Raw genomic sequence first — 25,817 nt, 5'->3', positions numbered from 1 at the left:
TCTACGGAATGCCTTATCTGGCATATACTCTGAAATTAATACACATCCCGCTGATAACGTTTTTCCTGTTGCAACCGTGTCAAGTATTCTGCTGCCTGTTCAGGTGTTAAACCACCCTCTTGTTCAAGAATTGTTGCGAGTGCAGCATGAACATCATGTGCCATTCTTTTCTCGTCACCACAGATATATACACTTGCACCTTCCTGCAGCCACTGATACAGCTCTTTGCTGTGTTCCAGCATCCGATGCTGTACGTATACTTTCTCTTCCGCATCACGGGAAAAAGCCACATCCATCTTCGTAAGAACGCCGTCTTTAAGCCAGCGCTGCCATTCGGTCTGGTACAGGAAGTCGGTGGAGAAATGCTGATCCCCGTAGAATAGCCATGTCTTGCCTCCTGCACCCGTCTCTTCACGTTCTCCAAGGAACGATCTGAACGGAGCAACACCTGTACCTGGCCCAATCATAATGATTGGAGCATCCGGGTTCTCCGGCAGTTTGAAGTTAGGATTTTGCTGAATAAAGACAGGCAATGTATCACCGATTTCGGTTCGTTCAGCCAGATGAACAGAGCATACACCGTAGCGCTCTCTGCCACGTGAATCATAACGTACTGTGCGAACGGTCAGATGAACTTCATCCGGGAAAGACTTCGAACTGCTGGCGATCGAATATAGACGTGCCGGGATTTTACGAAGCACCGCTACAAATGATGCAGCCGGAATACCTTTAAGCCCATAGTCATGTACCAGATCGAGCAAGTCACAGCTGTTCATCACCTTGCGAAATTCCGAATCATCTGCGAGCAGAGCGGGCAACCCGCTTTCCGGATTCAGCTTCGCAAGCTGTTCAACAACCGGTTTGGTTACCGCTGTAATTTCAAAATAACGCAGCAATGCTTCACGTACCGATACCTGGTCCCCAGCTTTATTCACCGTAACGCGCTCATCCGCATTCCATTCCATGGCTGCAATCAGCTCATCGACCAAGCGTGGATGATTTTCAGGGAATACACCCAGGCTGTCACCCGGTTCATACTCCAGATTGGAACCTTCCAGGGACAGTTCAATGTGACGCGTCTCCCGGTCCGATCCTCTTCCGTTCAGATTGAGATTTTCCAGCACTTCTGCCTTAAATGGATTCGTGCGGTTGAATTCCGATTCCCCGCTGCTTACTGCAGCTACAACCGCTTCACTGGTTATCGTACCTGCAGCATCCGATGAGCTGCTGAGTGAAGCAAGTACAGCATTCATCCACTCTGCGGCTGCTTCATCAAAATCAACATCACAGTCCACACGTGGTACAAGCGCTGTTCCGCCTAGCTCCTGCAAACGATTGTCAAAATCTTTTCCTGTCTGGCAGAAGAACTCATACGAAGTATCTCCCAGCGCCAATACGGAGTAACGCAATCCTTCGAGCTTCGGAGCTCGTTTGCTATGCAGGAATTCATGCAATGGTATCGCATTATCCGGCGGTTCGCCTTCTCCATGTGTGCTGACAATAATGAGGAGATTCTCTATTTTTTTCAGTCCGTTCGGTTTAAAATCTCCCATTGCCGACAGGGTCACCTGAAGCCCCTGCTCTTCCAGCTTTTTCGCCAGTTTCTTGGAGAGTCCGCTGGAGTTCCCCGTTTGTGATCCAAAGAGTACTGTAACTTCCCTGGACACCGCTGGTGTATTTGCAGGAGTTATCCCTGCTGAAGGTACAGTCTGTTGCACTTGTGCAACACCAACAGGTACAGTTAAAGCTGCAGTTCCCTGAATGGCTGTCAGATATCCGCTTAACCATGTTTTCTGTCCATCGTTCAATGTAGGAATAAGGCGATTGAGCAGCTCAACCTGTTCCTGATTAAAAGGGCTGTTTGTCACTTGAAGTTCCACCATTTGCCACCTCGCGCATTGCTTCAATTTTAATTCCTACTAAAATGATCATATTAATTTCTACTCTCTTGAACCTACCATACCCGGTGGTAAGGGTCAATTTCGATGATTTTATAGCATTTATCAGTTTCGCTGATAAAGGACAAATAAACAACAAATACCCTCCTTTTCAATTCAGGACGGTTGTTGTTTTTAATATTCATTTGGCCGCAAGCTTAGGTAGAAGGGTAATGCGGAATATATTCGCTAAAATGATTCTCCAGCACTTTGCTTTTATCTCCATATACTCTGTCCAGATGATTCTCTCCCCACAGACAGATGCGATCGATGATATTCTGCAGAGTAAGGCCATACTCGGTCAGCTCATACTCTACCTTGGGCGGAATCTGGGGATGAATAATCCGGTGGATAATTTCATTCTTTTCAAGATCACGCAGCTGCTGGGTAAGGACCTTTTGAGTAATGCCGGGAATGGCTCTGCGAAGTTCGCTTGTTCGTTTTTTACCTGATATCAACTGATACAGAATTAGAATCCTCCACTTTCCACCGACCAGTTCCAGCATTGCCTGCACTCCGCTTTCATATTTTTTCAGTTCATGTTCCACTCGTAATCCCCCTTAAATCACATATATGTATATCCCTTATTATTAGTAACCGAAGAACCTCAAGGTTTCTACAGCACTCGAAGGTGCGTACTTCTCAATAAGATGTCATGAACCTTATAATAACATTGGTCAGAACGTTAAACCAAAAATGAAGAAAAAAGGATGGTTACTCCTACATGAAAGTCAAACTGGTCGTTACTCACCCAAGACAGAATTCCCTAACATTTGCCGTGATGAATCGTTTTATAGAAGGAATGAAGGAGAATCACCACGAAATTGATATTCTCGATCTGTATCGTGATGGATTTGATCCGTTATATAGCGTAGAAGATGAGCGAGATTGGCAAAATCCCGACAAGCAGCATGCCCCTGTGATTCGCAAAGAGTTGGATCGCGTGCTTGCGGCTGATGCCATTGTATTTGTTTTTCCGATATGGTGGTACAACGTCCCATCCATGCTCAAAGCCTATCTGGACAAGGTATGGAACATGGGACTGCTGAACAGGGTTAACTCCAAAAAGGTACTCTGGATTGCTCTAGCTGGAGGTACAGAGGCTTCATTCCATAAATACGATTATTACAACATGATCACGAATTATTTAAATAACGGGATTGCTGGCTATGCCAAATTACAAGAGTCACAAGTGGAATTCCTCTACGAGACGTTATCGGAATCCAAAGAACATATTGAAGGCTTGCTGGAGCAAGCGTATCAACTCGGCAGACATTACCAATAACCGTTGCAATGCAAAAAGACAGCGTCCATTTAACCATGGCGCTGTCTTCTGTATGCTGGTTCATATTTCATCCAGTGAGGGCTTTGAAATTAGAACACCTTCGTTGTCCACGACTCACAATTCCATGTCTCTGTAACCACATCGCGATAGAATTCAGGTTCGTGAGAGATCAGCAGAATGCTGCCTTTGTATGCTTTGAGCGCACGTTTCAATTCATCCTTGGCGTCAACGTCCAGGTGGTTCGTCGGCTCATCGAGTACAAGCAGGTTCGTTTCATTATTAATCAGTTTGCAGAGACGTACTTTGGCTTTCTCGCCACCGCTCAGTACCGCAACCTTGCTCTCAATATGCTTGGTAGTCAGTCCGCATTTTGCGAGTGCAGCACGCACTTCAAATTGGGTATAGGACGGGAACTCCTGCCAGATTTCTTCGATACAGGTATTGTAATTCGCTTCCTTCATCTCTTGTTGGAAATACCCAATCTCCAGATGTTCACCACGCTGAACGGTTCCTTCCAGTGCTTGAATCTCGCCCAGAATGCTGCGCATCAGGGTTGTTTTACCGATACCGTTCGCACCAACGAGGGCGATTTTCTGTCCACGCTCCATTCGCAGGTCCAGTGGTCTCGACAACGGCTCATTGTATCCAATGACAAGGCCCTTCGTCTCAAAAATGAGCTTGCCGGACGTTCTGGCATCACGGAAATTAAACTGTGGTTTCGGTTTTTCCTTGGCAATTTCGATGACATCCATCTTGTCCAGCTTCTTCTGTCTGGACATCGCCATGTTGCGCGTAGCCACACTGGCCTTGTTCCGGGCCACAAAATCCTTGAGATCGGCAATTTCTTGTTGTTGGCGCTTATACGCCGACTCCAGTTGTTGTTTTCTCATCTCATGAACCTCTTGGAAGTGATCATAATCGCCCACATAACGCGTGAGATCCTGATTTTCCATGTGATAGATCAAGTTAATTACACTGTTCAGGAACGGGATATCATGCGAGATCAGAATAAAGGCATTCTCATATTCCTGCAAATAGCGTTTCAGCCATTCGATATGCAATTCATCCAGATAGTTCGTAGGCTCATCCAGAAGCAAAATATCCGGTTTTTCAAGCAGCAGCTTGGCGAGCAGTACTTTCGTCCGCTGTCCACCACTAAGGTCATTAACGTCCTTGTCCAGACCGATATCGGTTAGACCCAGACCGCGTGCTGTCTCGTCCACTTTGGCATCGATCATGTAAAAATCCTGATTGGTCAACGTATCCTGAATCGTACCTACGTCCTCAAGCAGCTGTTCCAGTTCCTCAGGAGTTACATCGCCCATCTTGCCATACATATCATTCATTTCCTGCTCCATGTCGAACAAATACTGGAACGCACCACGAAGTACATCACGAATGGATTGTCCTTTGTTCAGCACGGCGTGCTGATCCAAATATCCGACACGCATGCGTTTGGACCACTCCACTTTGCCTTCATCCGGCTGGAGTTTACCAGTAATAATGTTCATGAAGGTCGATTTACCCTCACCATTGGCCCCGATCAGTCCAATGTGTTCGCCTTTCAGCAGGCGGAAAGAAACGTTGTTAAAGATAGCACGGTCACCAAAACCGTGACTTAATTTTTCGACATTTAATATGCTCATTCATGACACCTTTTCTATATAGACTTAATTCTTTGTATATTATAATCGTTATATCATGCACAACTCAACGCCATATTGTAAATTTAGCACCATTTTTCAATGAAATGTCCTGCATTTCGACTCTCGATCCACTCAAACTGAAACCGATGGCATTTGCCTTATATGTATGGATGGGTTAAAATTTTTCCTTAAACGACTTACTACTATAAGAATGGAGCTCTCTTGGAGAGCATCAGGTGAACATGATGATTGAAGTGAAACAATCCAAATTGGGTGATGGGGAATTTAACCGCGGCGTATTTGCGACCGTAGACATTCCAAAAGGCCAGCTGATCCATCAGGCTCCGGTTGTCCCTTATCCCAATGAAGACCACGAGCATGTGGAGAAAACAATTCTCGAAGATTACGTATTTGAATACGGAGCCAACCATACGGCTATCCTGTTGGGTTATGGCAGTCTGATCAACCATTCCTACCAACCCAATGCCACCTATGATATCAACTTCGAAAACCATACCTTTGACTTCTATGCCTATACAGATATCAAAGCCGGTGAAGAAGTACTGATCAATTATAACGGCCAGGAAGACAATATGGACCCGCTTTGGTTTCTGGATGATTACGAAGAACGTATGCGTGAGTTGAACGAAACAAATGATAGCGACGAGGATGCTGATGACATTGAATCAGCGTCCCAGGACAAGGACTCAAGCAAATAAGATCTTGATGATAAACTACAGCAGTAGGTCTACTTCATGTGAACAAGACTTTAATAAGCTGCTCCCTCATCCGTTGTAGCTTTGATACAGCGGCTATGTCGTTGTCTTTAAAGGAAAACTAAACAAGCCAGTCCTCCACCAAGGAAGACTGGCTTGTTTAGTTTATTGCGTTTTCACCACATTTCCCAACATCGAACCAATTTTAATCGGCAATGGGAGGGTCGGTGTGCAGATCCTGATCCGGTTCAGTCATTTTCCACTTCGTAAACGCAACTTCGAACCCGGCACGCTTCGGAGAACAGAGAAACGGTCCGGCCTGCTTGTTCGTCGGATAGGCAAACCTCGCTACACGAATCGTGCGCCAAGGATGCTCGTCCGTACGGGCGCGAATGACCACCGCTTCGTCATGATATGAAGCCCGAATGGTAACGATACGCCCACCCCACTCTGGCACAGGTGAGAGCGACCAATCGGAAAATCGATCCGTTACGACAGCTCCTACATGAGCCACGCCGTCGTTTACTTCAACCCCCGCCTTGATCCATTGGTCCTGGCTGTGCCAAAGCATCAATCCGGCCTGATCATATAATTCCGTGAATGAACTCAGATCAAATGAGACTTCAACTGCCTTGGTTCCATCCCATGGCGCAAGCATGGCATGTCCATTCTGATGACAGAAACCATAAAAGGTTTTCTCCCAGAAGTCACTGCCCTCCTGTGCCTCCACAATCAGACGGTCACCTTCCGTTCGTGCCTGGGCAGGTTCAGTTGTCCACTCGGCATCATGAATCCGATGAAAATTAGCTGACATGATTTCTTCCCTTCCTTCCACTTTCACGTCTTGTATCTTCGTTACCATATAAAATGAACTGAAGTCTATGACACTCTGACACTTCAATTGCAGAACCATCTTCCGATCGCTGTTATCCCCAGATTTTTTTGATCCATTTTTAAATGGAAAAATCCGGGGATAAAGGCGAACGCTCCGCTTCTTCAGATTGGTTCAGCACTTTCCGTTTCGTCTAGTCTTCTTTCTACTTTATATAGACACAAATTACAACACGTGAGTTCATCTAAATTAAAGAGCCCAAGTCCGAGGCGGCTGTAGGATATGCAAAATTCATGGTGTTTAACTGATCGGTCGTCAAATCAAACTGAATCGCCATCGCGAACAGGTTAATCAGTTCTTCTGTTTTGCCACCCAATACATGGGCACCCAGGATACGCCCCGTTGCCTTATCAGTAATAACTTTAGCCATGGCAAATTTTTCATTCGTACGTTTATAAGTATACCATTTCGACATGTCATTTACCTTCACCTCGTAGCCCTCTTTCTTGGCCTGCTCGACATCGAGGCCTACAGAACCCAGGGATGGCACGGTAAATACAATCGAGGGCATCACTTTATAATTGGGTTTGTGATGATTGCCTTCAAGCAGATTCAAGGATACCGCGCGTGATTCCTGGCCTGCAAGCGGCGTTAGTGGAAGTCCTTCCGTGGCGGACACATCACCAGCTGCAAAGACTCTTGAGTTGCTTTCACTTTGCAAGTACTCATTAACGATAATACCTTTTTTCGTATAGCTCACATTGCCCTTTTCCAGTTCAAGCCCCTCTATATTCGGAATACGTCCGGCTCCATGGACAACAAGTCCACATTGCCATTGATGATCCGCCCCATTACGGGTTCCGCTAACCACATACGTGTTGCCCTGCTGACGAATCACCTTCACTTCCGCATTCAAGTGCACGTGAATGCCTACTTCTTCGGATTTTTTCAGCAGAAGGTGCACCAGTTCGGAATCAAACTGTTTCAGCGGCTCTTCGCCTCGATGAATAATATGGACTTCCGTGCCAGCTCTGGCCGCAATATGTGCAAATTCAAAAGCAATGTAACCGCCACCCACCAGAACCAATTTATCCGGCAGCTGTTCCAAATCAAGAAAATCATCACTGTATATCAGATGCTCTGCACCATCAATAGGAAGTGGGGCTGGACGCGCACCTGTTGCGATTAAAATATGTTTTCCCTGCAGGACTTCGTCCCCTACACGAATGTGATCTTCGTCGACGAAAGAAGCCTTGCCGTGGTACGTATCCATCCCGGCCTGTTTGAACTTATCCTCACTGGCTCTCGGAACACTCTCGGTAAATGTTCGCTTGAACGCCATCAGCTCCGACCACCGAATAGAGGCGTTACCTTCCACTCCTTTGCCCTTCATTCGTTCATTCCAGTCGATAAGTTCAGCTGCTCCTGCAAGTACTTTTTTGGGATCACAGCCCCGTAATGCACAGGTTCCGCCAAACTCTCGTTCATCAATTACGGCAATTTTCCATCCAGCTTCGGCGCAGCGGCTAATCACAGAACTTGCGGCACTCCCGGTTCCAATCGCGATCAAATCATAAGGTTGTTGTGTCATGTTGACTCCTCCTCTTCATGTGTAACCGTGAAATACAAACGCATGAATATCAAACTATAATAATCCTGCCTTTTGCAGATAATCCGTTGCCACTTGTTGTGGACTTGCTCCATTAACGTTTACTTCGTAATTCATCTGGCGCATCTCATCGTCCGTGATACGACCTGCAAGTTGATTCAGTACCTCCACCAGCTGCGGGTATTGGTCTGCCGTTTCTTTGCGGAGCATCGGTGCTCCCTGATATGGCGGGAACAATTCCTGATCATCCTCCAGCACAACGAGTTTATACTGTCTCAGTTCACTATCTGTGGAGTACGCATCCAGCAAATTGATGTCCCCACGCTGAACGGCCGCATATCGCAGTTTCGGCTCCATCGTAGCTACGTTCGGAAATTTGATGCCATACTTCTTCTGAATGCCAACATATCCGTCTTCCCGATCTGAGAATTCCAGTGTAAATCCTGCTTTAATCTGCTGCTGTACCGACTTGAGGTCCGATATGGTCTTCAGATTATACTGATCCGCAACCTTTTGAGGCACAGCCAACGTATACGTATTGTTGTAATCCATCGGGTTGAGAAGAACCATATTAAACTGGCTCAGCATCCCGTCCTTTGCCTGTTCATACACTTCTGTGCGATCGGTGCTGACTGCGGTTTCTTTCATAAATTCCGAAATGGCGGTACCCGTGAATTCCGGATAAATATCAATATCACCTGATTTCAGGGCATTGAACAGAAATGTGGTTTTCCCCAATCCGGGTTTCAATTCAACCTTCAGATCGGTATCTTTCTCAATCAGCAATTTGTACATATTAATGAGAATCTCCGGTTCTGCACCCAGCTTGCCAGCAATAACGAGATCCTTTTGCCCTCCACGGGAGAGCCAGGGAATCGTGATCACCAAAACGGCCACCAGAGCAAGAGTTCCGAGAGTAATCATCGTTTTCCTGAACGATAGACGCTGGAACTGACGCAGCAGCACATCAAACAAAATCGCAAGCAATGCGGCCGGGATGGCTCCCAAAATAATCAATGCAGTGTCGTTTCGGTCAATGCCGAGCAAAATCAATTTACCCAGGCCACCCGCACCAATTAGGGCAGCAAGCGTTGCTGTACCTACAATCAGAACCATGGCAGTACGAATCCCTGCCATAATAACAGGCATCGCGAGTGGCAGCTCCACTTTGGTCAGACGTTGACGACTGTTCATGCCCATGGCATTCGCTGCCTCGACCATGGAAGGATCGACTTCGGATATGCCCGTGTATGTATTGCGCAGTACCGGAAGCAATGCATACACCACTAGTGCAATGATCGCAGGAAGTGTACCGATGCCAAATAACGGGATGAGCAATCCGAGAAGCGCCAGGGACGGGATCGTTTGCAGTACTGCCGTAACCCCAATTATCGGCTCAGCCACTCTCGGTTTCCGTGTTAGATAAATGCCGAGCGGAATAGCGATCAGAACGGCAAAGAACAACGCGATAAATGAGATCTGAATATGCTCAAGGAGAGCAGACAGCAATTGTCCTTTGCGCTCGCTAAACACCTCCGTAAATTTACTCATGTCCTTCCCCCCGTTCCTGCAGCTGACCGGACCAATACCGAATCAGATCGGCTCGACTGACCTGGCCTATAATCTGGTGGTCTTTCTCGACCAGCAAATGATCATGTAAAGCCATGATCTCCACAAAATCCGGCAGTGTAATCGATACGGGAACAGCCGTTTTGACTGACTTAGGTACATGCCCGGGTGCGAGTGGTGACATGATTGTTTCAAGATCAAATAAAGAAGTTAGTCGTTCTTGTTCTCCGGAAGCCTTTTGCAGTTCATACATTGTGCCCCCACCTGATGCAGGCTGTGAACTCCTATCCGGATCAGGACTGCCAACAAAGTCACGTACAAATTCATTGATCGGCTGCTGGATCAGTTCTTCCGGGGTTCCCACCTGTAACACTTGCCCATCCTTCATGATGCAGATGCGATCCCCCAGCTTCATCGCTTCCTGAATATCATGAGTAACAAATACAATCGTCTTCTTCATCTGACGTTGAATATCCAGAATATCATCCTGTAATTTCTCGCGGCTTATCGGGTCGAGTGCACTGAACGGTTCATCCATCAGTACAATTTCGGGATCGGCAGCGAGTGCGCGCAATACACCGATTCTCTGCTGTTGTCCACCAGATAGCTCAGCAGGCTTGCGATCACTGTATGTGGTTCCTTTCAGTCCGACCATGTCCAGCAAAGTATGTACGCGCTCCTTGATTTGCTCTGACTTCCACTTTCTCAGTTCAGGAACAACCGCAATATTTTCGGCAATCGTCATATGTGGGAACAGTGCAATCTGTTGCAGCACATATCCGATATTCCATCGCAATTCATGAATGTTATATTCATCGATGGGTCGTCCGTTAATCCGCACGGTTCCATCTGTCCGGTCGATTAGGCGATTGATCATTTTGAGCATCGTGGTTTTGCCACAACCGCTCGGACCAATCATGACGAACAGCTCTCCCTTATTAATGTTGAGATTCACCTGACGCAGAGCATGGGTTCCATCAGGGTATTGCTTGGATACATTTTCGAACTGAATCATCCGTTCACTTCTCTCCTTTATCAAACATTCATTCTCATCTATTTCCCCAAAATTATAGACATATAATCACGGTGCTGAACTGAGGCATTGTTGTTTCTATAAAAATCGATTATGTACGGATACCTCCAAAGGTTGAACAATCAACAAAAAAGACGGGCATCCAGGCACCGTCTTCTTATTATTATGCAGTATTCCCTTCCAATATTTTTATAATAATTCTTCGAGCACTCCCCTTATTGCATTGAGCACTCCCCTTATTGCATTTGCTGCCTGAAAAATTGCTCTAGAGAAACCGGGTTTTGCCCCGTAATTTTCAGCACCGTCTCCGTCGTTTGATCTTCTCTGCCTTCCTCGCGGATGAATACATCCAGTCCTGCAAGAACCGTTGCGTAGTCTTCCGGCATTCCCGCTTGAATCAAACTGTTCCTCAGTTCTTCATCGGACAAAGACTCATGCTGTATGTGCTGATTCAAAATGCGGCTGATGACGTCTGCAACCTGCCCATAGGACAATGTTTCTGGCCCCGTAATGATATGGGCTGTATTATGGGGGACAACATCTGTCAAAGCATGGAAGGCAACCGCTGCGATATCGTCCGCGCTGACAAATCCAATTTTACCGTCTCCAGCAGCACTGTAGATTTTCCCGAACTGCTTCATCGTCTCCCGATGCGGTCCCTCTGTAAAGTTCTCCATAAAATAGGAAGGCTGTAGTACAGTCCACTCGGGAGCAAGCTCCTTCAAGCTTTGATGTACTTTGCCAAATATAGGTCCGTCTTCATCAACGGAAGCACTGCCAAGCAAGACGAATCGTTTAACGCCGCTCCATAACGCTTCCTTGATGAACGGAATCATTACGGCTTCCGGACTCATGTCCATGAGTGGCACGACAAGGTACACATGATCCACATTTTTCAGCGCTGGACCATAAGTGGTTGAATCATACCAATCAAAATAGACGCGGTTGTCGGCAGAATCAGAAGAAAATGGTTTTTTTCTCCCTGCCAGACGCACCGGATAGTGTTGTTTCTGAAGCATGGCCGCAACGCGGCTTCCTGTCTTTCCATTCGCTCCTGTAATCAGTGTTAAAGGTTTATTGTTAATCATTTTCATTTCCTCCTAAATCCGATTCGAGAACTACCATCGGATTCCAATAGTCTTTATAATGTGTAATCTTGCCGTTCTGATGGCTCACTACAGAGATGTAGGTTTGATTATACGGTTTACCTGTGACCAGGAAACGTCCCTCACACGTGAACTCGGCCACAAACTGTTGTTTCGCTCGATCAGCCAGAATCACCGGTTCGGAAAACTGTTGGATTTCAATTATCCTCATAAGATCATGTACATGATTCGAAATTGCAGCTTTGCCTTCCAACTTTTTAGGGTACCCTGGCGGGGAATAAGGGAATTCGAAGACAGCTTCTGTCGCATATAACTCCACCCACTGAGCCAGCTCTCCATCCAGCAGTAATTGAGTAAATCCGTGCATAATACGTTGTGGCATATCATTGCCGGCTTCCATCTGATAAGAATGTGTCATATTTCACTCCTCCTTCGGTTTGCTTTGCGTTCCATTTTCCAGACTGATCAGTCTAAAATAGTGAAAAAATAAACGCCTTATGCGTTCATTTTCAGAAATCCAACAATAATCCTTGCTCATATACTGCCATTAATTCATAACTTTTAATGTTGTACGCACTAGCTCCCGCAGCACTTCTGTACTGGCACCGCTCTTGGCCGTGAAGGTCAATGACAGGCGGGAATAATTCAGAAATCGGGCAATACCGGGCAAATCATCTTCGGCATGGTTAAATTCACCGTTTTTATGCCCGCGGATAAGTGCAGCAAGAAATATATCTTCCATTCGTTTATTGTTGGCTTGAATAAAGTCGGCAATTTCATGATTTTGGGGTGCCTGTTCGACGGCGCTATTGATAATAAAACATTCATTGCGACGCTCCTCGTCCGTCAATACATTAACGGCTTCGTTGAAAAGCTGTTCTATCCCCTGCCGCACATTGGTGCATTCATTCAACAGCCGAATACCCGCTTCTGTTTTCTGCTGAATATAGAATTTCAGGGCAGAGACAAATAAATCATGCTTGGTTCCATAGGTGTCATACAAACTTTGCCGTGCAATACCAAGCTCATTCAGCAGCACGGTCAACGAAGTACCCTCATAACCATAGGTTCCAAATACAGCCGTGGCTTTCCTTAGAACACTTTCGGTGTCAAACTCCTTGGCTCTTCCCAATCCAGACCTCACCTCCCGCTTGATTAAGTAAAGAATACACTTTTTCAGACTGATCAGTCAAGAAAATAAATGCTTTGGTTTTTGACAGAGTGGTATAATGATTATAGAAGTTCGATTTATCCAATTACCATTACGATCATGCCAACATATAAAGGAGTGTAGCGATATGCATATTCAAATTACAGATTTGGCTGTTGCGCGATTGACTGAAAGTCTGAATGATCAGCCCGGTTATTTCAAAGTGATCTATGACATGGAAGGTTGTGGCTGTAACGGAATTATTGCCATACTCATCGTGGATGAACCCGAAGCTCTGGATGTACAGATTGAAACCAATCTGGTGCCGTTCTATGTCGATCCGAAGCAACAGTTGAACCTGGAGCAGCACATGAAGCTGGACACGGAACCCAACTACCCTTCATTCAAATTAAGCAGTGATTCCGGCGTACTCAGCAGCAATGTCCGTGTTCGGGATGCCCGCGCATTGGCTGCTGGAAGCTCCCGCAATTCTGTTTCGTGCGAGCTGTAATTCACAGTTTCTTTTCTAGTAAGACGAGAACTTGATTCACATCTATGTACACACAAAGACTTTGCACCCAAGGAGCAGAGTCTTTTTTCGTGTTTTTTTCTCGACAGACCATTAAAAACTATGAATCTCGCAAACTTTGTTTACAACTCGGAAACAATTGGAGAACCTATGGATATAATCCTCTAGTATACTCGGTATATAGCAAAGCACGAGATTGATATAACCCGAGGAGGAACACACATCATGAAATCTTTCACACGTAAATCTATCGTATCCACGATACTCATAGGATCTGTCGTAGCAGGCTCAGCATTCACAACACTGCCCTTCACGAATGGGATGAACCCGGTCGCATATGCTGCCAGCTCTAGCTTCACTCAATTCCTGCACGATAATGCACCTGGACGTACAATCAAAACGAGCGGTGGTCTGGCAACAGTGACGAATCTATCAAGTACAGTTGTGCTTGTGAATAAAAAGAGAAATCTGCCTTCGACCTATGCCCCTCAGGATCTGGTTGTTCCTAACATTCCATTCAGCTTCTCTGGCTCCAGTCCGAAAAAGCAAATGCGTAAAGTGGCTGCTACCGCGATTGAGAAATTGTTCGCAGCAGCAAAAAAAGACGGCATTGATATCAAGGCTGTGTCCGGCTATCGCTCTTATGCGACGCAGAAATCCATTTTTGATCGAAATGCGAGTATCAAAGGCGAAGCCGTAGCCAATAAAACCAGTGCTCGTCCTGGACAAAGTGAACATCAGACCGGCCTTGCAATGGATATCTCCAGCGCATCAGCGGGATATGACTTGCAGCAAAGCTTTGGGAACACCAAGGAAGGCAAATGGCTGAAAGCCAATGCACATAAATACGGATTCATCATACGTTATGGCAAAGATCAGGAGAAACTGACAGGCTACTCTTATGAGCCATGGCATGTGCGTTATGTTGGTGTGTATATTGCTGGGGAAATTACGAGCCAAAATCTTACACTTGAGCAATATCTGGAGCGCGCCAAATAAAAAACCAGGAACCTGAACAATTAAGTAACATTCGTTCCGCTCTCATATGACTATAAGTATGTAAACGAATAGATGAACTTACAGGATGGGGCCCGGGATCGGGCCTTTCGTTCCTGTACCACATCTACACTACATAAATAAGCAGAAAAAATCATATTTCCTTAGATTAAGGACCTACAATTTTCCTGAAAACGACTGGCAGTCTCTTTACGCTTTCCGTTCCGGCCCAAGAACCCATACCAGCAAGAAGTGCATTATGAAACAGATAAAGTGCAACATTGTACGCAAGGGTACCCAGCACCATCTCCACCACTAAAAAACGTTTTAGCGTGGAGGATTCGATGACATAGACCTGAAACTCATTTCTGGACTTCCCCTCCCTATACCTTGTAAGGAGTGTTTTCATGAATCACCTCTACTGTTTTATTTTTATCGTATGGCAGGCAGATCTTGTCTTATTCAAAAATAATAGTAAATAACACTTACATAAAGTAACTAAGTGTGTTATAGTCAGTTTATAAATCATACATAAGCGAGGGAAACAACCATGAGTGAACTGGAGAACCTAGTTAAAAACCGTAGATCCGCCATTATTTTTGAAGAAGGAATTGAGATTCCAGAATCGGAACTGCAAGAAATGTTTGCCCTGAACAAATTCGCACCTTCCGCCTTTAACCTCCAGCATACGCACTATCTGGTGCTGACGGACCCGACCCAGAAAGAGAAAGTATACGAAGCTTCACAGCAATATAAAGTGAAAACCGCCTCTGCGGTCATCGTTGTCCTCGGCGATATCAACGCACACCATCATATCCGCACAATCAATGAGGGCCTGCTGAACCTTGGCGCGCTTACTCCGTTCCAATACGAACAAGAATCGCAGAGCGTCATCGAATTTTACGAAACGCGGGGAAGGTTCTTCCAGAGGGAAGATGCAATTCGTAATGCCAGCCTGTCAGCGATGCAATTGATGCTGATCGCTCAGGATCGTGGTTGGGACACCTGCCCCATGATTGGCTTCGACGCTGAAGAGTTGCAACGTAGCTTGGATATTCCCGACCATTATGTACCTGCCATGCTAATTACGATCGGTAAAAAATCAGACGCCAAACAACGTCCGCGCGGATACCGCAAACCGATTAACGAATATGTCAGCTTTAACAAAATGCATGCCGAATAACGAAAAGATGCAAACCAAAAAGCCACGATCTCGTGGCTTTTATACGTTTCATATATGAAGCGTTTCAGACATTTCAATTTTATCGTCAAACGATGCATAACGCGATTGACAGTGATGTAACGGTATCGATGTCGCTAGACTGAATATAACCTCGATAATCGCAGAGATGCACCAGAACCCATTGTTTAAAAAGTTCGTCGGTAAAATCTCGGGTAATATCCGTTACAATTATTCTCCCCAGACATAAAGTCCTACGATCTTTCTTTTCCCAAAAATACATATGAATATTTTTTTATACCATGATAGCATTCGAAATGTACCCCATAACCGTAACGAAAGGAAGGAAAACCAATGGAATTCCACATTGAAAACCTGCCAACAACCCGAATTGCCTATGTACGACAAGTGGGTCCTTATGGCCCTGCGAACAGCCACGCGATGGAGACGTTAAAGACTTGGGCCAGATCCAAAAACCTGCTTACAAAGTCCACCATACTGTTTGGCATTCCCCAGGACAACCCGGAAACCACGCCTCCCGTACATTGTCGATACGATGCTTGTATTGTTATATCGAAGGATGACCCCTTGGATGAATCGACTCCCCAACTTGAAGAAGCTGAGCTTCCTGGCGGACCATATCTGGTTTGCAAAGTCAAACATACCGCAGAAGATGTGAAGCAAGCGTGGACCGAGATTTTCCCGTATTTGGAGAGTAGCGGTTACACAATGGACAACAAACCCATATTGGAAAGATATACGGGTGATCTCCTTCCTCTGGATGTTTGCGAAATATGCGTACCCGTAAAGTTACAATAAGCTAATGCAAAGTTAGTGCAATACGCCTACGCAAAAAAAGTGACTTCAATGTTGAAGTCACTTTTTTGTCTTTTTACAGATGATTTACCAATTAAAATGCCCAGTTTCCTTTGCGGAATACAGGTTCCACCGTACCATCCTGCAGCTCGCCATCGATGTCGAGCTCTGCGGAGCCGATCATGAAGTCTACATGGGTCAGACTGACGTTGCATTCATGTTTCAGCAATTCCTCGTTAGACATCGTCGTACCATCTTTCATATTGAACGGATATGCACTTCCGACAGCCAGATGGCAGGATGCATTCTCGTCAATACCGGTATTATAGAAAATACGATTCAAGTTGGAAATCGGGGAATCATGCGGCACGAGGGCCACCTCACCAAGATAACGTGCACCTTCATCCGTGGCAAACAGGTTTTTCAAGTGCTCTTCACCCGAAGCTGCTGTAAAAGCAACGACCTGTCCATCCTTAAATGTTATTCTCATCTGGTCTACCAGCTGTCCGTTCAGGTTGAGCGGCATCGTGCTGCTGACGAATCCGTTCACTCCACTGCGCTTCGGCATCGTAAACACTTCTTCTGTAGGCATGTTCGCAACGGTATACACACCTTGCTTGTTCTCGCCACCGCCGCCTCCCCAGATATGATTGTTCACGAGCTCAATTTTCAAATCTGTTCCTGGTGCGCGGTAGTGCAGGCTTTTATAGTTTTTCTTATTCAGCAAATCACTCATGGCATTCAGGGTGTCCAGATGTTTTTTCCAGTTCTGTACTGCGTCTCCGCCATCGACACGGTTCATTTTGAAAATGGTTTCCCACATAACGTTAATCCGATCTTCCTCAGGAATGTCGGCAAACACTTTGTTCGCCCATGCCTTGGTTGGGGCTTTGATCAGACACCAGCTAATCTCGTGGTTACGTGTATATTTCGAATATCCGCGTCGTGCATGAGCCGCCGCCTTGGTTGCACGCGAAACGTTATCAGAATTGATGCCCTTGTACAATTCAGGGTCAGGTACTTTGATCGTCAGGGTTGCGCCGCCTGCTTCTGCAAACTTCTCCATCATTTCCGCCTTCCAGGCCGGGTAATAGTCGAAGCTGTCATCGGAGCCATGTTGAAAACGACTGCGTGTAATATCGTCGTCATCAAAATCAACCTGTACATACTTGGCGCCTGCCGCATACGCTTTTTGCACGATCAGGCGGGTGAATTCCAGTGTTTCGATAGGTGCCGTTACGAGCAGATCCTGCCCTTTCTGAATATTCACACCGACTTTGACAACCAGCTCCGCGTATTGTTCCAACGACTTTTCAAAGGTTTGTTCAAAATTACTCATGGTTGTGTTCACTCCTAATTCATATTTTGAATGTTTAGTCGATTCCTTCCCCTTCACTACTTATGCTGATATTTCCAACTCTTTGATTACACACAATGATTTAAGCATTACGTTTTTCCTGCTCACGCAGCTCAATGCGGCGGATTTTACCGGAGTTTGTTTTCGGCAGATCGGCTACAAACTCGATTTTGCGTGGATATTTGTATGGTGCTGTCCATGCCTTCACATGGTTTTGCAGTTCACGCGCCAGTTCTGGTGAAGCGAGAGACTCGTCTCTCAGTACAACAAATGCTTTCACTACGTTACCACGGATCTCATCGGGGCTTGCCACAACCGCACATTCCTTCACGCTGTCGTGTTTCATCAGCGCTTCTTCCACCTCGAACGGTCCAATCGTATATCCCGAACTGATAATGATATCATCACTGCGTCCTTCAAACCAGAAGTAGCCTTCTTCGTCTTTGCGTGCGCGGTCCCCAGTTACAAAATAATCCCCACGCTGATTCGCTTCCTTCCGTCCTTCATCCTGATAATAGGCACGGAACAAGGCTGGCATGTCTTTATGCACTGCAATATCTCCTACCTCACCAGCAGGTACAGGTTGTCCCTCTTCATTGATGATCTCAATGAGGCCCGGTGTAATCGACTGCCCCATCGAACCGATTCGTACGGGAGCATCCTTCAAGCTGCCGATCAGCAGTGTACTCTCTGTTTGTCCATATCCGTCCCGGATTGTCAGGTCAAAGTGACGTTGGAAAATTTCAATCACTTCCTGATTCAACGGCTCACCTGCGGACACGGCGCTGCGCAACGCGGACAGATCATGCTTACCAAGATCGTCTGCCTTGGCCATTAAGCGATATTCCGTCGGCGTACAGCAGAGGACATTGATATGATGCTCCTGCATCAGTTCCAGATACCGCTTGGGTTGGAAGGATCCATTGTAGACGAGTCCGGTCGCCCCTCTTCCAAGTACGGACAGAAACGGACTCCAGATCCATTTTTGCCATCCAGGTGCTGCGGTTGCCCAGACCGTATCCGAAGGCTGAATATCAAGCCATAACGATGAAGCAATCCGCAAATGGGCATATCCCCACCCATGACTATGTACTACCCCTTTTGGATTCCCTGTTGTACCCGAGGTATATGCGAGAATGGCCATATCGTCACGATGCGTTTCCACCGCAGCCATCGTTTCGGATTGGCCTTGCATTAACTGGTGTACGTTGACCCAGCCTTCTCCAGGTATGCGATCATCACCATTTGGTGAAGCAACGATGCGGTGTGCCAATGCTGGCAAATCTGCATCTATCTTTTCAACTTCAGCGGTAGTCTCGGACCAGACAATGGCAGCCCGCGCCTCGGAATGCCGGAGACGATACTCCAGATCTTTCGCACGCAGCATCTCGGAAGAAGGAATAACTGCAATGCCCAGTTTCAGGCAGGCAATGTAAATGACATAGGCAATAATCCGGCGTGGTACCATGACCAGTACCCGGTCGCCCTTCTCCAAACCAAGATCACGCAAGCCTCCAGCAAGACGATTTGCCTGCTTTAATAACTCACCATAAGTGATCTCTTCCAATTCTTTATGATCGCTCAGCCATCTAAGTGCAACCCGATCCGACGGGTGATTCTCCATCTCGGATGTCAGGTTATAAGTTTCAGGCGAAATCCACTGTTGAAAATTCAAATGGAGCCTCTCCTTCATATTTCAAATGTATAGCATCTATATATTATACCCTAAATCCTAGGACCTGGTGCTATGATATGAACTAGTTTAGGAAAAAAATAAACACAGGTCAATTAAATGATGCCCTTTAAAGTACATCTCCTAAAATAAAGAATGATTCGTAAGACAAAAAAGTGTCCTCCTGACTACAGGAAGACACTTTTAGTTATCCCAATATATCTATAGCATAGTTTTAATCTTTTCCCATGGTAGACATGACTCTGAATCTCCAAATTCATATCTCTCCGTTACAAGTTACCAAGCATAGTTTCCGATGCCATCCAAGATGCTTTCGATTTCATTCAGCTCTTCCGTTGTCAGGTCTGGTGCTTGAAGGGCGGCTACATTTTCTTCGATCTGGGACACACGACTGGCACCGATCAGGGCTGAGGTAACCCGGTTGTCACGCAAAATCCAGTTCAGCGCCAACTGGGAGATCGTTTGGCCTCTCCGCTCGGCAACCGTCTGAAGTGCTTCGAACTTGGCGATTCGTTCGTCCGTATAGGCTTCTTTTCTCAGATTGCCTGTTGGGTTGGTACGCTCTTCCTTGAGCTTGTCCACATATTTATTCGTCAACTGCCCGCGGCCAAGCGGACAGAAGGCAATCGAGCCTACACCGTGCTCATCCAGGACATCCTGCAATCCATCCTCAATCCAGCGATGCAGCATTGAATAGTTTGGTTGGTGAACGAGACAAGGCGTACCGAGACGACGCAAAATAGTAACGGCTTCCTTCGTCTGTTCAGCATCATAGTTGGACAAACCTACGTACAGCGCTTTGCCCTGTCTAACGATATGATCCAGCGCAGTCATCGTTTCTTCAAGCGGTGTATCCGGATCTGGACGGTGATGATAGAAAATATCTACATAATTCAATCCCATACGACCCAAGCTTTGGTCCAGACTGGCAATCAGGTTTTTGCGGGAACCCCATTCGCCGTAAGGACCATTCCACATATGATAACCTGCCTTGGTCGAGATGAGCAGTTCGTCGCGATAAGGACGCAGATGTTTTTTGAAAATGACACCGAAATTCTCTTCAGCTGATCCTGGAGGTGGACCATAATTATTTGCCAGATCGAAATGGTTAATTCCCAGATCGAATGCGCGCAAAATCATCTCTTCCTGAATATCAAGGGTGCGATTTCCACCAAAGTTCTGCCATAGGCCAAGAGCAATTTGCGGCAGCTTGATTCCGCTTTTGCCGGAGCGTGCGTACTTCATTTCACTGTATCGTTGTTCATTCGCAGTATAGGGCATCGTTATTCTCTCTTTTCCTGTAAAAGTTATTGAATACCCTTTCATCTTAGACAGTTTCAAAGCAAAACGATATGGCATTTCACTACAACGATATGGAAAAATGATTGTTATCTTCAGCAAATGATATTCATAAAACGATCCCTTTTCACCTTTTATATGTTAAAATGCAAGGTATAACGACCTCATAACAGGAGTGAATAGCCTTGATTACATATTTGTGCAAAAATAATCACTTTCAGGAGCTGCAGCTCCTTCATTACGGCACAGAAGCTTGCGCACCCGGTCACTACTTTGGTCCGGCCATGCGGGACTACTACAAAATCCATTACATTTTGGACGGAAAAGGCACCTTTGAAGTTGGAGGCAACAAGGTTGAGCTGCGCAAAGGACAGGGATTTCTCATCGTCCCCCATTCTGTCGTTCATTATGAAGCAGATCAGGCCGACCCATGGGAGTACAGCTGGGTAGCATTCCAAGGAAGCACCTGCCCTTCACTATTGCAGCAGGCCTGCCTGTCTGAGCACCATCCGATCTTTGAGCTGGGCAATGAAGATGACGAGCTGCGCTCCTGTCTGCACCGCATGATCAGCTCTCGTAATACCCATAAAGGATGGGAGATCAGCATGACGGGATTGCTGTTTCAGTTTTTCTCCATATTGATTGATCGGGCCAGTGAGGACAGACCTATTCCGTTTCAAGATTACACGAAAGAAAACTATGTCACTCAGGTCATGGATTTCATTGAAATTAATTATGCCAACGCCATAACCGTACAATCCATTGCGTCTCATGTTGGGTTACAGCGCAGTTACTTGTGCTCCCTCTTCAAAGACAAGATGGGCACCAGCATTCAGTCTTATCTGGTCAATTACCGAATGCGCAGGGCGGCTGAATTGACGCTGGACCCGGCTTTGACCATTGGGGATATCTCCCGTTCCGTTGGATACGCCGATCAGCTTCTTTTCTCGAAAATGTTCAAAAAAGTCATGGGCGAAGCCCCCACGTATTATCGCAAACACAAAACAGCACCTTCCCATTTATGCAGCTAATGGAAAGGTGCTGTTTTTGTATTTTTACACAGGATATGATGACCTGCTTATAACTGAATTCCATTCATTCTACTCGTTTTGCTTTAAATCTGCTCCTGCATGGTCACGCCTACCACTTGCACTTTAATTTCATTGACCATAATGCCTGTTAATTGCTCCACAGCTTGCTGCACATTATGTTGAAGTTCCTGACAGACTTCATGCATCTTGCTGCCATATTGAACATTAATTCGCAGCTGGATGGATGCCTGGTCATCTTTGATCGCCACATCAATCCCTTTTTGCAAGCTCTTTCCGCTGATGCTCTTGGCGATTCCTTCGGTAAGACCAACCGACATGGAGGATATTCCTACGGTCGTCTGAGCGGCCATGCCGACAATTTTGGATACAACATCGTTGGAAATATGAATGGCGCCCATTTGAACAGATTGTGGCTCAATATACTCAGGTTCAGTGTATGGTTGTGGGATGATTTCAGACATGATTTCCACTCCTTTTATATAAGTTATCCATGTTTAAGCATTCTGCCATTTGTCCTTGAAGAATAGCTGGTAGATTCGAACCAAAATAATTTTAACGATCATGTAGACAGGGATGATAATCAGAATGGCAATAATACCACCCAGATCCCCTGCACCCAGCACCAATATAATGGTGGTCAGCGGGTGAATATCGAGTTTTTTGCCGAATACATACGGTGCAACCAGATTATCCTGAATTTGCTGCGCTACCAGAATAATAACGAGTGACCAGATTGCAACCGAAGGGGATACCACCAGTCCCATAATGACAATAGGAACGGAAGACAGGATCGCCCCGATAAACGGAACAAAGTTCATAATGACCGCAATCACGGTTAACAACAGTGCATACGGGAGACCAATGATCAGAAAACCGATATACATCAGCACGCCCAGAGCCAGATTCACGAGCACTCGTCCCACGATAAAGCCACTTAACGCCTGATCGATCTCAAGTACAACTTCACGGCTGTCTTTTTGGAAGCGTTTGGGTGCAATGTGCACCAGCTTACGACCGAACTTCTCTCCCTGTTTCAACATGTAGAACAAAATGATCGGGAAGGTGAACAGAACAATCGCAAAGCTGGATATGAGTGAGAAGAATCCACTTACATAGTTCGTTACAAAAGTGAAGCCTTTGTTAATGTAATCCGTAATCTGAGAAAACGGGGTCGACCCTTCCGGGAACAAAGCCGTAATGGCACCGTTCTGTTCGAGCTCTTTGAGCTGTAAACTTAGTGAATTAAGCAGATTTGGTGCGTTTTCTACCAGGTTAACCAGCTGCTCACGTAAAGAAGGCCATAGTCCTATAATAAACAGGGCGAACAGTATACCAAACACCAGATAGATCAGCAAAATGCTAAGTGTGCGATTCAGCTTCTTTTTTTCCATGTAATTGACGAGTGGCCGCAGCAGATAATAAAAGAATGCGGACAGCATCATCGGCACGGTAATCACCGTAATCATGGTAACAAGCGGTTGGAAAATGAAACTGACACGTGATAACAGGTAGATATTAATCAGTATCAGTGCCAGTGCAATACTGAAACGTACAAACGAATTTACTTTGAACAAAAAGTTTCCCCTCCACTTAACCTTTTCTATATGAGTAATTTGCAAAATGCGATCAGCATGACAGAATGTTTATGTCACCCTTATCCTTTATGTCGGCTCTTTATTTCGGAATCTGTATAGTGAACACTGTCGTCTCCTGTCCGCGCCGGGAAAGTGTTAATCGCCCACCCATCTTCTCGGTGTTCCGCCGCGCAATCGCCAGTCCAAGTCCTGTCCCTCCGGTTCCCGAACGCGCCTCATCCCCTCGGACAAATGGATCAAAGATGGTTGCCCACAATTCCTGAGGGATACCTACACCGGTATCAGCGACCTCAATAACCACATGGTTGTCCAGTGGAATTAACTCCACACGCAGCTCGGTTCCCCGTGGATTGTAGGACAAAGCGTTCGTGATCAGGTTCTGAATCACTCTGGACAACAGTTCCGGATCATATCTTGCATAGATCTCTTCATCAGGGACGAGCACATGCAGGCCAAAATGGTTCTGCTCAATCTCCCCATACGTATCCGCCATAATTTCACGTACGAATTCGCCGATTTCCCGCTGCTGAATGTGCATACGGAAGTCAGGTGAATCCACTTTGAGCAATTCCAGCATATTCTGAATCATACGCGCGACCTGGACGGACTTGTTGTAGATATATCCCAGATATCGCTGCTGTCTGTCCTTGTCTTCCCCCCGCCCTTCCACCAAAGCCTGAGCGTACCCCTGAATACTCGTGATCGGGGTCTTGAGATCATGTGACAGGTCCACAATCAGTCGCTGTTTGCTCTCTTCCGCATATCGTTTCTCCGCAGATGTATTCTCAATAACGTCCGCCATATAATTGAAGGTTTCACCAATCTGGACAAATTCCCTCTCAGCCGAGATAGACATGCGTGTACTATAATTCCCCTGAATCATCTGGGTAAGACCTAGAGAAAGAATACTCAGCGGTTTTTTGATTCTTCGGGCGACCCAATAACTGTATACAAATATCAGCAGCAAAACCAACCCGATTCCAATCATAATGTAAAACGATAACGGATGCTTCAAATTGGTAATCAGTTGATTATCGTTAATTCGCACACTGACCAACTCACGCGGAATCTTTAGCAAAACGTACTCAGCAGTTCCATCTGTCGATAGCGGACTAATGGAGTAGTAGTACGGCTGTTCATTTCGGTTTTCGAGTCCTTCATACAGCTCGGCTTCACTGTATTGAGTGAACGTATCCTGCTTGTCCCCGATATAACGAATGACCCTGCGATCCGCATCCAGCACTTCAATCCATCCTCCGCTATCCTTGAGACGCTGAATCTCGGTATTATTGGCCTCATCGGAACTACCGGACAGCTCTTCGTTCTCCAGTTCGGTCACATACACATGCGCCTCCACATTCAGATCGGGATCAACCACCTGGTCCGAAATGCGGAAATCGACCACATCCAGCGTAATGATAATGTACACGATGGCTACCAGTAGTAATAAAAAGAAGTTGAACAGCAAAAAGTCCAGGGTCAGGGACGTTTGCAATAGTCTCTTTTCTCTAGCTTTCCATGGGCGCTTCAATTTTGTATCCCAGTCCCCTTATCGTTTTTAAATATTCCGGTTGCCTGGAGTCACGCTCGATCTTCTCCCGAATGTTACTGATATGTACCATGATCGTGCTGTCCTCGTGCGCGTAATAATCTCCCCAGACGGCTTCGTATATTTTTTTACGCGTGAAAACACGGCCTGGCTGCTCCAACAGAAGCTCCACGATTTTGTACTCTGTAGAGGTCAACGTCACAGGCTTCCCGGAGCGGAAAAGGATACATTGAGATCGATCAAGCCTAAGCTCGCCGAGCACAAGATTTAACTCTTTGGCAGCAGGCAAGTCCGGTGCATCAAATTGATTGACTCTTCTGAGCAAAGCTTCCACTCTGGCGACAATCTCCAAGGGATTAAAAGGTTTGGAGATATAGTCATCGGCACCTAATCCGAGTCCAAGGATTTTGTCATGATCCTGGCTTTTGGCCGACAGGAACAGAACAGGCATATGGTGTGTGGACCTGATTTGTTTGATCAATTGCAGTCCATCCATCACGGGCATCATAATATCCAGTATGACCAGATCGATCTGAGTTGAACGGATACACTGCAGCGCATCGACGCCATTAACGGCTGTCACAATGTTGTAGTCCTTCTCCAGATACAGCTGAAGCAGCTCCACAATTTCGGGCTCGTCATCTGCAATTAATAGTGTGTATCTCATGCGAATCCTCTCATTCCTAATTCAATAAATTCAGTTCTCATTCGAATTCGTAACCGTACTTCAGCTTCCTATGGTTCACATGTCTATACGTTACTACTATATACTACGTCTCTTAATTCAATCTAAACCATTTCTAAAGATAACCTAAATAAAAAGCCCGGGCATCAGGCCAGAGCTTTAAATCCAAAGAAAAATAAGCAG

The 25,817-nt window shown here is 46.0% G+C and carries 25 protein-coding genes; 7 read left to right on the top strand and 18 right to left on the bottom strand.

Annotated features, from left to right (window positions below):
• Positions 1-35: 35 nt before the first annotated feature.
• Positions 36-1,880, bottom strand: a complete 1,845-nt coding sequence (locus tag QP794_RS12155) for an assimilatory sulfite reductase (NADPH) flavoprotein subunit (protein ID WP_285077449.1) — start codon at positions 1,878-1,880, stop codon at positions 36-38.
• A 215-nt stretch (positions 1,881-2,095) separates the two neighbouring features.
• Complete coding sequence (locus tag QP794_RS12150; RefSeq protein ID WP_285076826.1) at positions 2,096-2,485, bottom strand: winged helix-turn-helix transcriptional regulator; 390 nt, start codon at positions 2,483-2,485, stop codon at positions 2,096-2,098.
• Positions 2,486-2,661: 176 nt separating this feature from the next.
• Here QP794_RS12150 and QP794_RS12145 point away from each other — a divergent pair, with 176 nt between their 5' ends.
• Complete coding sequence (locus QP794_RS12145; RefSeq protein ID WP_285076824.1) at positions 2,662-3,222, top strand: NAD(P)H oxidoreductase; 561 nt, start codon at positions 2,662-2,664, stop codon at positions 3,220-3,222.
• An 89-nt stretch (positions 3,223-3,311) separates the two neighbouring features.
• Here QP794_RS12145 and QP794_RS12140 read toward each other — a convergent pair whose 3' ends face one another.
• The gene (locus QP794_RS12140) at positions 3,312-4,868 is read right to left on the bottom strand and encodes an ABC-F family ATP-binding cassette domain-containing protein (protein ID WP_024633827.1); all 1,557 of its coding nucleotides are present in this window, start codon (positions 4,866-4,868) and stop codon (positions 3,312-3,314) included.
• 245 nt (positions 4,869-5,113) lie between these two features.
• Between QP794_RS12140 and QP794_RS12135 the strand changes: the two genes are divergently transcribed.
• Positions 5,114-5,587 (top strand): SET domain-containing protein, encoded by a 474-nt coding sequence (locus QP794_RS12135; RefSeq protein ID WP_285077429.1) that lies wholly within the window; start codon positions 5,114-5,116, stop codon positions 5,585-5,587.
• 202 nt (positions 5,588-5,789) lie between these two features.
• Here QP794_RS12135 and QP794_RS12130 read toward each other — a convergent pair whose 3' ends face one another.
• From QP794_RS12130 to QP794_RS12100, 7 genes are all read right to left on the bottom strand, one after another.
• Positions 5,790-6,398 (bottom strand): DUF1349 domain-containing protein, encoded by a 609-nt coding sequence (locus QP794_RS12130; protein WP_285076821.1) that lies wholly within the window; start codon positions 6,396-6,398, stop codon positions 5,790-5,792.
• 262 nt (positions 6,399-6,660) lie between these two features.
• Positions 6,661-8,007: a dihydrolipoyl dehydrogenase family protein gene (locus QP794_RS12125; RefSeq protein ID WP_285076819.1), complete on the bottom strand. Its 1,347-nt coding sequence runs from the start codon at positions 8,005-8,007 to the stop codon at positions 6,661-6,663.
• A gap of 54 nt (positions 8,008-8,061) precedes the next feature.
• Complete coding sequence (opuFB, locus tag QP794_RS12120) at positions 8,062-9,576, bottom strand: osmoprotectant update ABC transporter permease/substrate-binding subunit OpuFB (protein WP_285076817.1); 1,515 nt, start codon at positions 9,574-9,576, stop codon at positions 8,062-8,064.
• On the bottom strand, positions 9,569-10,609 hold the full coding sequence (locus QP794_RS12115) for an ABC transporter ATP-binding protein (RefSeq protein WP_285076815.1): 1,041 nt from the start codon (positions 10,607-10,609) through the stop codon (positions 9,569-9,571). Before QP794_RS12115 ends, opuFB begins: the two co-directional genes overlap by 8 nt.
• Before the next feature lie 254 nt (positions 10,610-10,863).
• Positions 10,864-11,712, bottom strand: coding sequence for an NmrA family NAD(P)-binding protein (locus tag QP794_RS12110; protein ID WP_285077426.1), 849 nt, complete (start codon positions 11,710-11,712; stop codon positions 10,864-10,866).
• A complete protein-coding gene (locus QP794_RS12105) occupies positions 11,708-12,151 on the bottom strand; it encodes a nuclear transport factor 2 family protein (protein WP_285076814.1) in 444 nt (147 codons plus the stop codon). The genes QP794_RS12110 and QP794_RS12105 overlap by 5 nt, the downstream gene beginning before the upstream one ends.
• Before the next feature lie 129 nt (positions 12,152-12,280).
• On the bottom strand, positions 12,281-12,865 hold the full coding sequence (locus QP794_RS12100) for a TetR/AcrR family transcriptional regulator (protein ID WP_285076813.1): 585 nt from the start codon (positions 12,863-12,865) through the stop codon (positions 12,281-12,283).
• A gap of 166 nt (positions 12,866-13,031) precedes the next feature.
• Here QP794_RS12100 and QP794_RS12095 point away from each other — a divergent pair, with 166 nt between their 5' ends.
• Positions 13,032-13,394, top strand: coding sequence for an iron-sulfur cluster biosynthesis family protein (locus QP794_RS12095; RefSeq protein WP_285076811.1), 363 nt, complete (start codon positions 13,032-13,034; stop codon positions 13,392-13,394).
• A gap of 243 nt (positions 13,395-13,637) precedes the next feature.
• A complete protein-coding gene (locus tag QP794_RS12090) occupies positions 13,638-14,411 on the top strand; it encodes a M15 family metallopeptidase (RefSeq protein WP_285076809.1) in 774 nt (257 codons plus the stop codon).
• A 166-nt stretch (positions 14,412-14,577) separates the two neighbouring features.
• Here QP794_RS12090 and QP794_RS12085 read toward each other — a convergent pair whose 3' ends face one another.
• Positions 14,578-14,817, bottom strand: coding sequence for a hypothetical protein (locus tag QP794_RS12085; RefSeq protein ID WP_285076807.1), 240 nt, complete (start codon positions 14,815-14,817; stop codon positions 14,578-14,580).
• Between the two features lie 141 nt (positions 14,818-14,958).
• Between QP794_RS12085 and QP794_RS12080 the strand changes: the two genes are divergently transcribed.
• Together QP794_RS12080 and QP794_RS12075 are read left to right on the top strand one after the other, a co-directional pair.
• Positions 14,959-15,591 carry a nitroreductase family protein gene (locus tag QP794_RS12080; protein ID WP_079344262.1) on the top strand — a complete coding sequence of 211 codons (633 nt, stop codon included), beginning with the start codon at positions 14,959-14,961 and terminating at the stop codon, positions 15,589-15,591.
• Between the two features lie 351 nt (positions 15,592-15,942).
• Positions 15,943-16,407 (top strand): AraC family transcriptional regulator, encoded by a 465-nt coding sequence (locus QP794_RS12075; protein ID WP_285076803.1) that lies wholly within the window; start codon positions 15,943-15,945, stop codon positions 16,405-16,407.
• 91 nt (positions 16,408-16,498) lie between these two features.
• On the opposite strand, the gene QP794_RS12070 is transcribed toward QP794_RS12075, so the two are convergent.
• The 3 genes from QP794_RS12070 to QP794_RS12060 all read right to left on the bottom strand — a co-directional run bounded on the left by QP794_RS12070 (position 16,499) and on the right by QP794_RS12060 (position 20,735).
• Entirely contained in the window at positions 16,499-17,743 is a 1,245-nt protein-coding gene (locus QP794_RS12070; protein WP_285076801.1) for an aminopeptidase, read from the bottom strand.
• Positions 17,744-17,843: 100 nt separating this feature from the next.
• Positions 17,844-19,385: an acetate--CoA ligase gene (locus QP794_RS12065; protein ID WP_285077424.1), complete on the bottom strand. Its 1,542-nt coding sequence runs from the start codon at positions 19,383-19,385 to the stop codon at positions 17,844-17,846.
• Positions 19,386-19,730: 345 nt separating this feature from the next.
• Positions 19,731-20,735 (bottom strand): aldo/keto reductase, encoded by a 1,005-nt coding sequence (locus tag QP794_RS12060; protein ID WP_285077422.1) that lies wholly within the window; start codon positions 20,733-20,735, stop codon positions 19,731-19,733.
• 203 nt (positions 20,736-20,938) lie between these two features.
• Between QP794_RS12060 and QP794_RS12055 the strand changes: the two genes are divergently transcribed.
• Entirely contained in the window at positions 20,939-21,784 is an 846-nt protein-coding gene (locus QP794_RS12055; RefSeq protein WP_285076800.1) for an AraC family transcriptional regulator, read from the top strand.
• Between the two features lie 83 nt (positions 21,785-21,867).
• Here QP794_RS12055 and QP794_RS12050 read toward each other — a convergent pair whose 3' ends face one another.
• The 4 genes from QP794_RS12050 to QP794_RS12035 form a co-directional block, all read right to left on the bottom strand.
• Positions 21,868-22,266 carry an Asp23/Gls24 family envelope stress response protein gene (locus QP794_RS12050; protein WP_079344256.1) on the bottom strand — a complete coding sequence of 133 codons (399 nt, stop codon included), beginning with the start codon at positions 22,264-22,266 and terminating at the stop codon, positions 21,868-21,870.
• Between the two features lie 33 nt (positions 22,267-22,299).
• Positions 22,300-23,379 carry an AI-2E family transporter gene (locus QP794_RS12045; RefSeq protein WP_285076798.1) on the bottom strand — a complete coding sequence of 360 codons (1,080 nt, stop codon included), beginning with the start codon at positions 23,377-23,379 and terminating at the stop codon, positions 22,300-22,302.
• A gap of 100 nt (positions 23,380-23,479) precedes the next feature.
• Positions 23,480-24,931, bottom strand: coding sequence for a sensor histidine kinase (locus QP794_RS12040; RefSeq protein WP_285076796.1), 1,452 nt, complete (start codon positions 24,929-24,931; stop codon positions 23,480-23,482).
• A complete protein-coding gene (locus tag QP794_RS12035; RefSeq protein ID WP_285076793.1) occupies positions 24,909-25,616 on the bottom strand; it encodes a response regulator transcription factor in 708 nt (235 codons plus the stop codon). The genes QP794_RS12040 and QP794_RS12035 overlap by 23 nt, the downstream gene beginning before the upstream one ends.
• Between the last annotated feature and the right edge of the window lie 201 nt (positions 25,617-25,817).

Origin of the sequence: Paenibacillus sp. UMB7766-LJ446, assembly GCF_030226665.1 — a bacterium.
Taxonomy (GTDB): domain Bacteria; phylum Bacillota; class Bacilli; order Paenibacillales; family Paenibacillaceae; genus Paenibacillus; species Paenibacillus vandeheii.
The sequence above is the reverse complement of the archived record's forward strand: the minus strand, read 5'-3'. Positions and strand labels throughout refer to the sequence as shown.

Bases quoted from the DNA above. Each gene is read 5' to 3' on its own strand.
- QP794_RS12145 (WP_285076824.1), top strand. From the start codon at position 2,662: ATGAAAGTCAAACTGGTCGTTACTCACCCAAGACAGAATTCCCTAACA.
- QP794_RS12140 (WP_024633827.1), bottom strand. From the start codon at position 4,868: ATGAGCATATTAAATGTCGAAAAATTAAGTCACGGTTTTGGTGACCGT.
- QP794_RS12135 (WP_285077429.1), top strand. From the start codon at position 5,114: ATGATTGAAGTGAAACAATCCAAATTGGGTGATGGGGAATTTAACCGC.
- QP794_RS12130 (WP_285076821.1), bottom strand. From the start codon at position 6,398: ATGTCAGCTAATTTTCATCGGATTCATGATGCCGAGTGGACAACTGAA.
- QP794_RS12125 (WP_285076819.1), bottom strand. From the start codon at position 8,007: ATGACACAACAACCTTATGATTTGATCGCGATTGGAACCGGGAGTGCC.
- opuFB (WP_285076817.1), bottom strand. From the start codon at position 9,576: ATGAGTAAATTTACGGAGGTGTTTAGCGAGCGCAAAGGACAATTGCTG.
- QP794_RS12115 (WP_285076815.1), bottom strand. From the start codon at position 10,609: ATGATTCAGTTCGAAAATGTATCCAAGCAATACCCTGATGGAACCCAT.
- QP794_RS12105 (WP_285076814.1), bottom strand. From the start codon at position 12,151: ATGACACATTCTTATCAGATGGAAGCCGGCAATGATATGCCACAACGT.
- QP794_RS12095 (WP_285076811.1), top strand. From the start codon at position 13,032: ATGCATATTCAAATTACAGATTTGGCTGTTGCGCGATTGACTGAAAGT.
- QP794_RS12090 (WP_285076809.1), top strand. From the start codon at position 13,638: ATGAAATCTTTCACACGTAAATCTATCGTATCCACGATACTCATAGGA.
- QP794_RS12085 (WP_285076807.1), bottom strand. From the start codon at position 14,817: ATGAAAACACTCCTTACAAGGTATAGGGAGGGGAAGTCCAGAAATGAG.
- QP794_RS12080 (WP_079344262.1), top strand. From the start codon at position 14,959: ATGAGTGAACTGGAGAACCTAGTTAAAAACCGTAGATCCGCCATTATT.
- QP794_RS12075 (WP_285076803.1), top strand. From the start codon at position 15,943: ATGGAATTCCACATTGAAAACCTGCCAACAACCCGAATTGCCTATGTA.
- QP794_RS12070 (WP_285076801.1), bottom strand. From the start codon at position 17,743: ATGAGTAATTTTGAACAAACCTTTGAAAAGTCGTTGGAACAATACGCG.
- QP794_RS12065 (WP_285077424.1), bottom strand. From the start codon at position 19,385: ATGGAGAATCACCCGTCGGATCGGGTTGCACTTAGATGGCTGAGCGAT.
- QP794_RS12060 (WP_285077422.1), bottom strand. From the start codon at position 20,735: ATGCCCTATACTGCGAATGAACAACGATACAGTGAAATGAAGTACGCA.
- QP794_RS12050 (WP_079344256.1), bottom strand. From the start codon at position 22,266: ATGTCTGAAATCATCCCACAACCATACACTGAACCTGAGTATATTGAG.
- QP794_RS12035 (WP_285076793.1), bottom strand. From the start codon at position 25,616: ATGAGATACACACTATTAATTGCAGATGACGAGCCCGAAATTGTGGAG.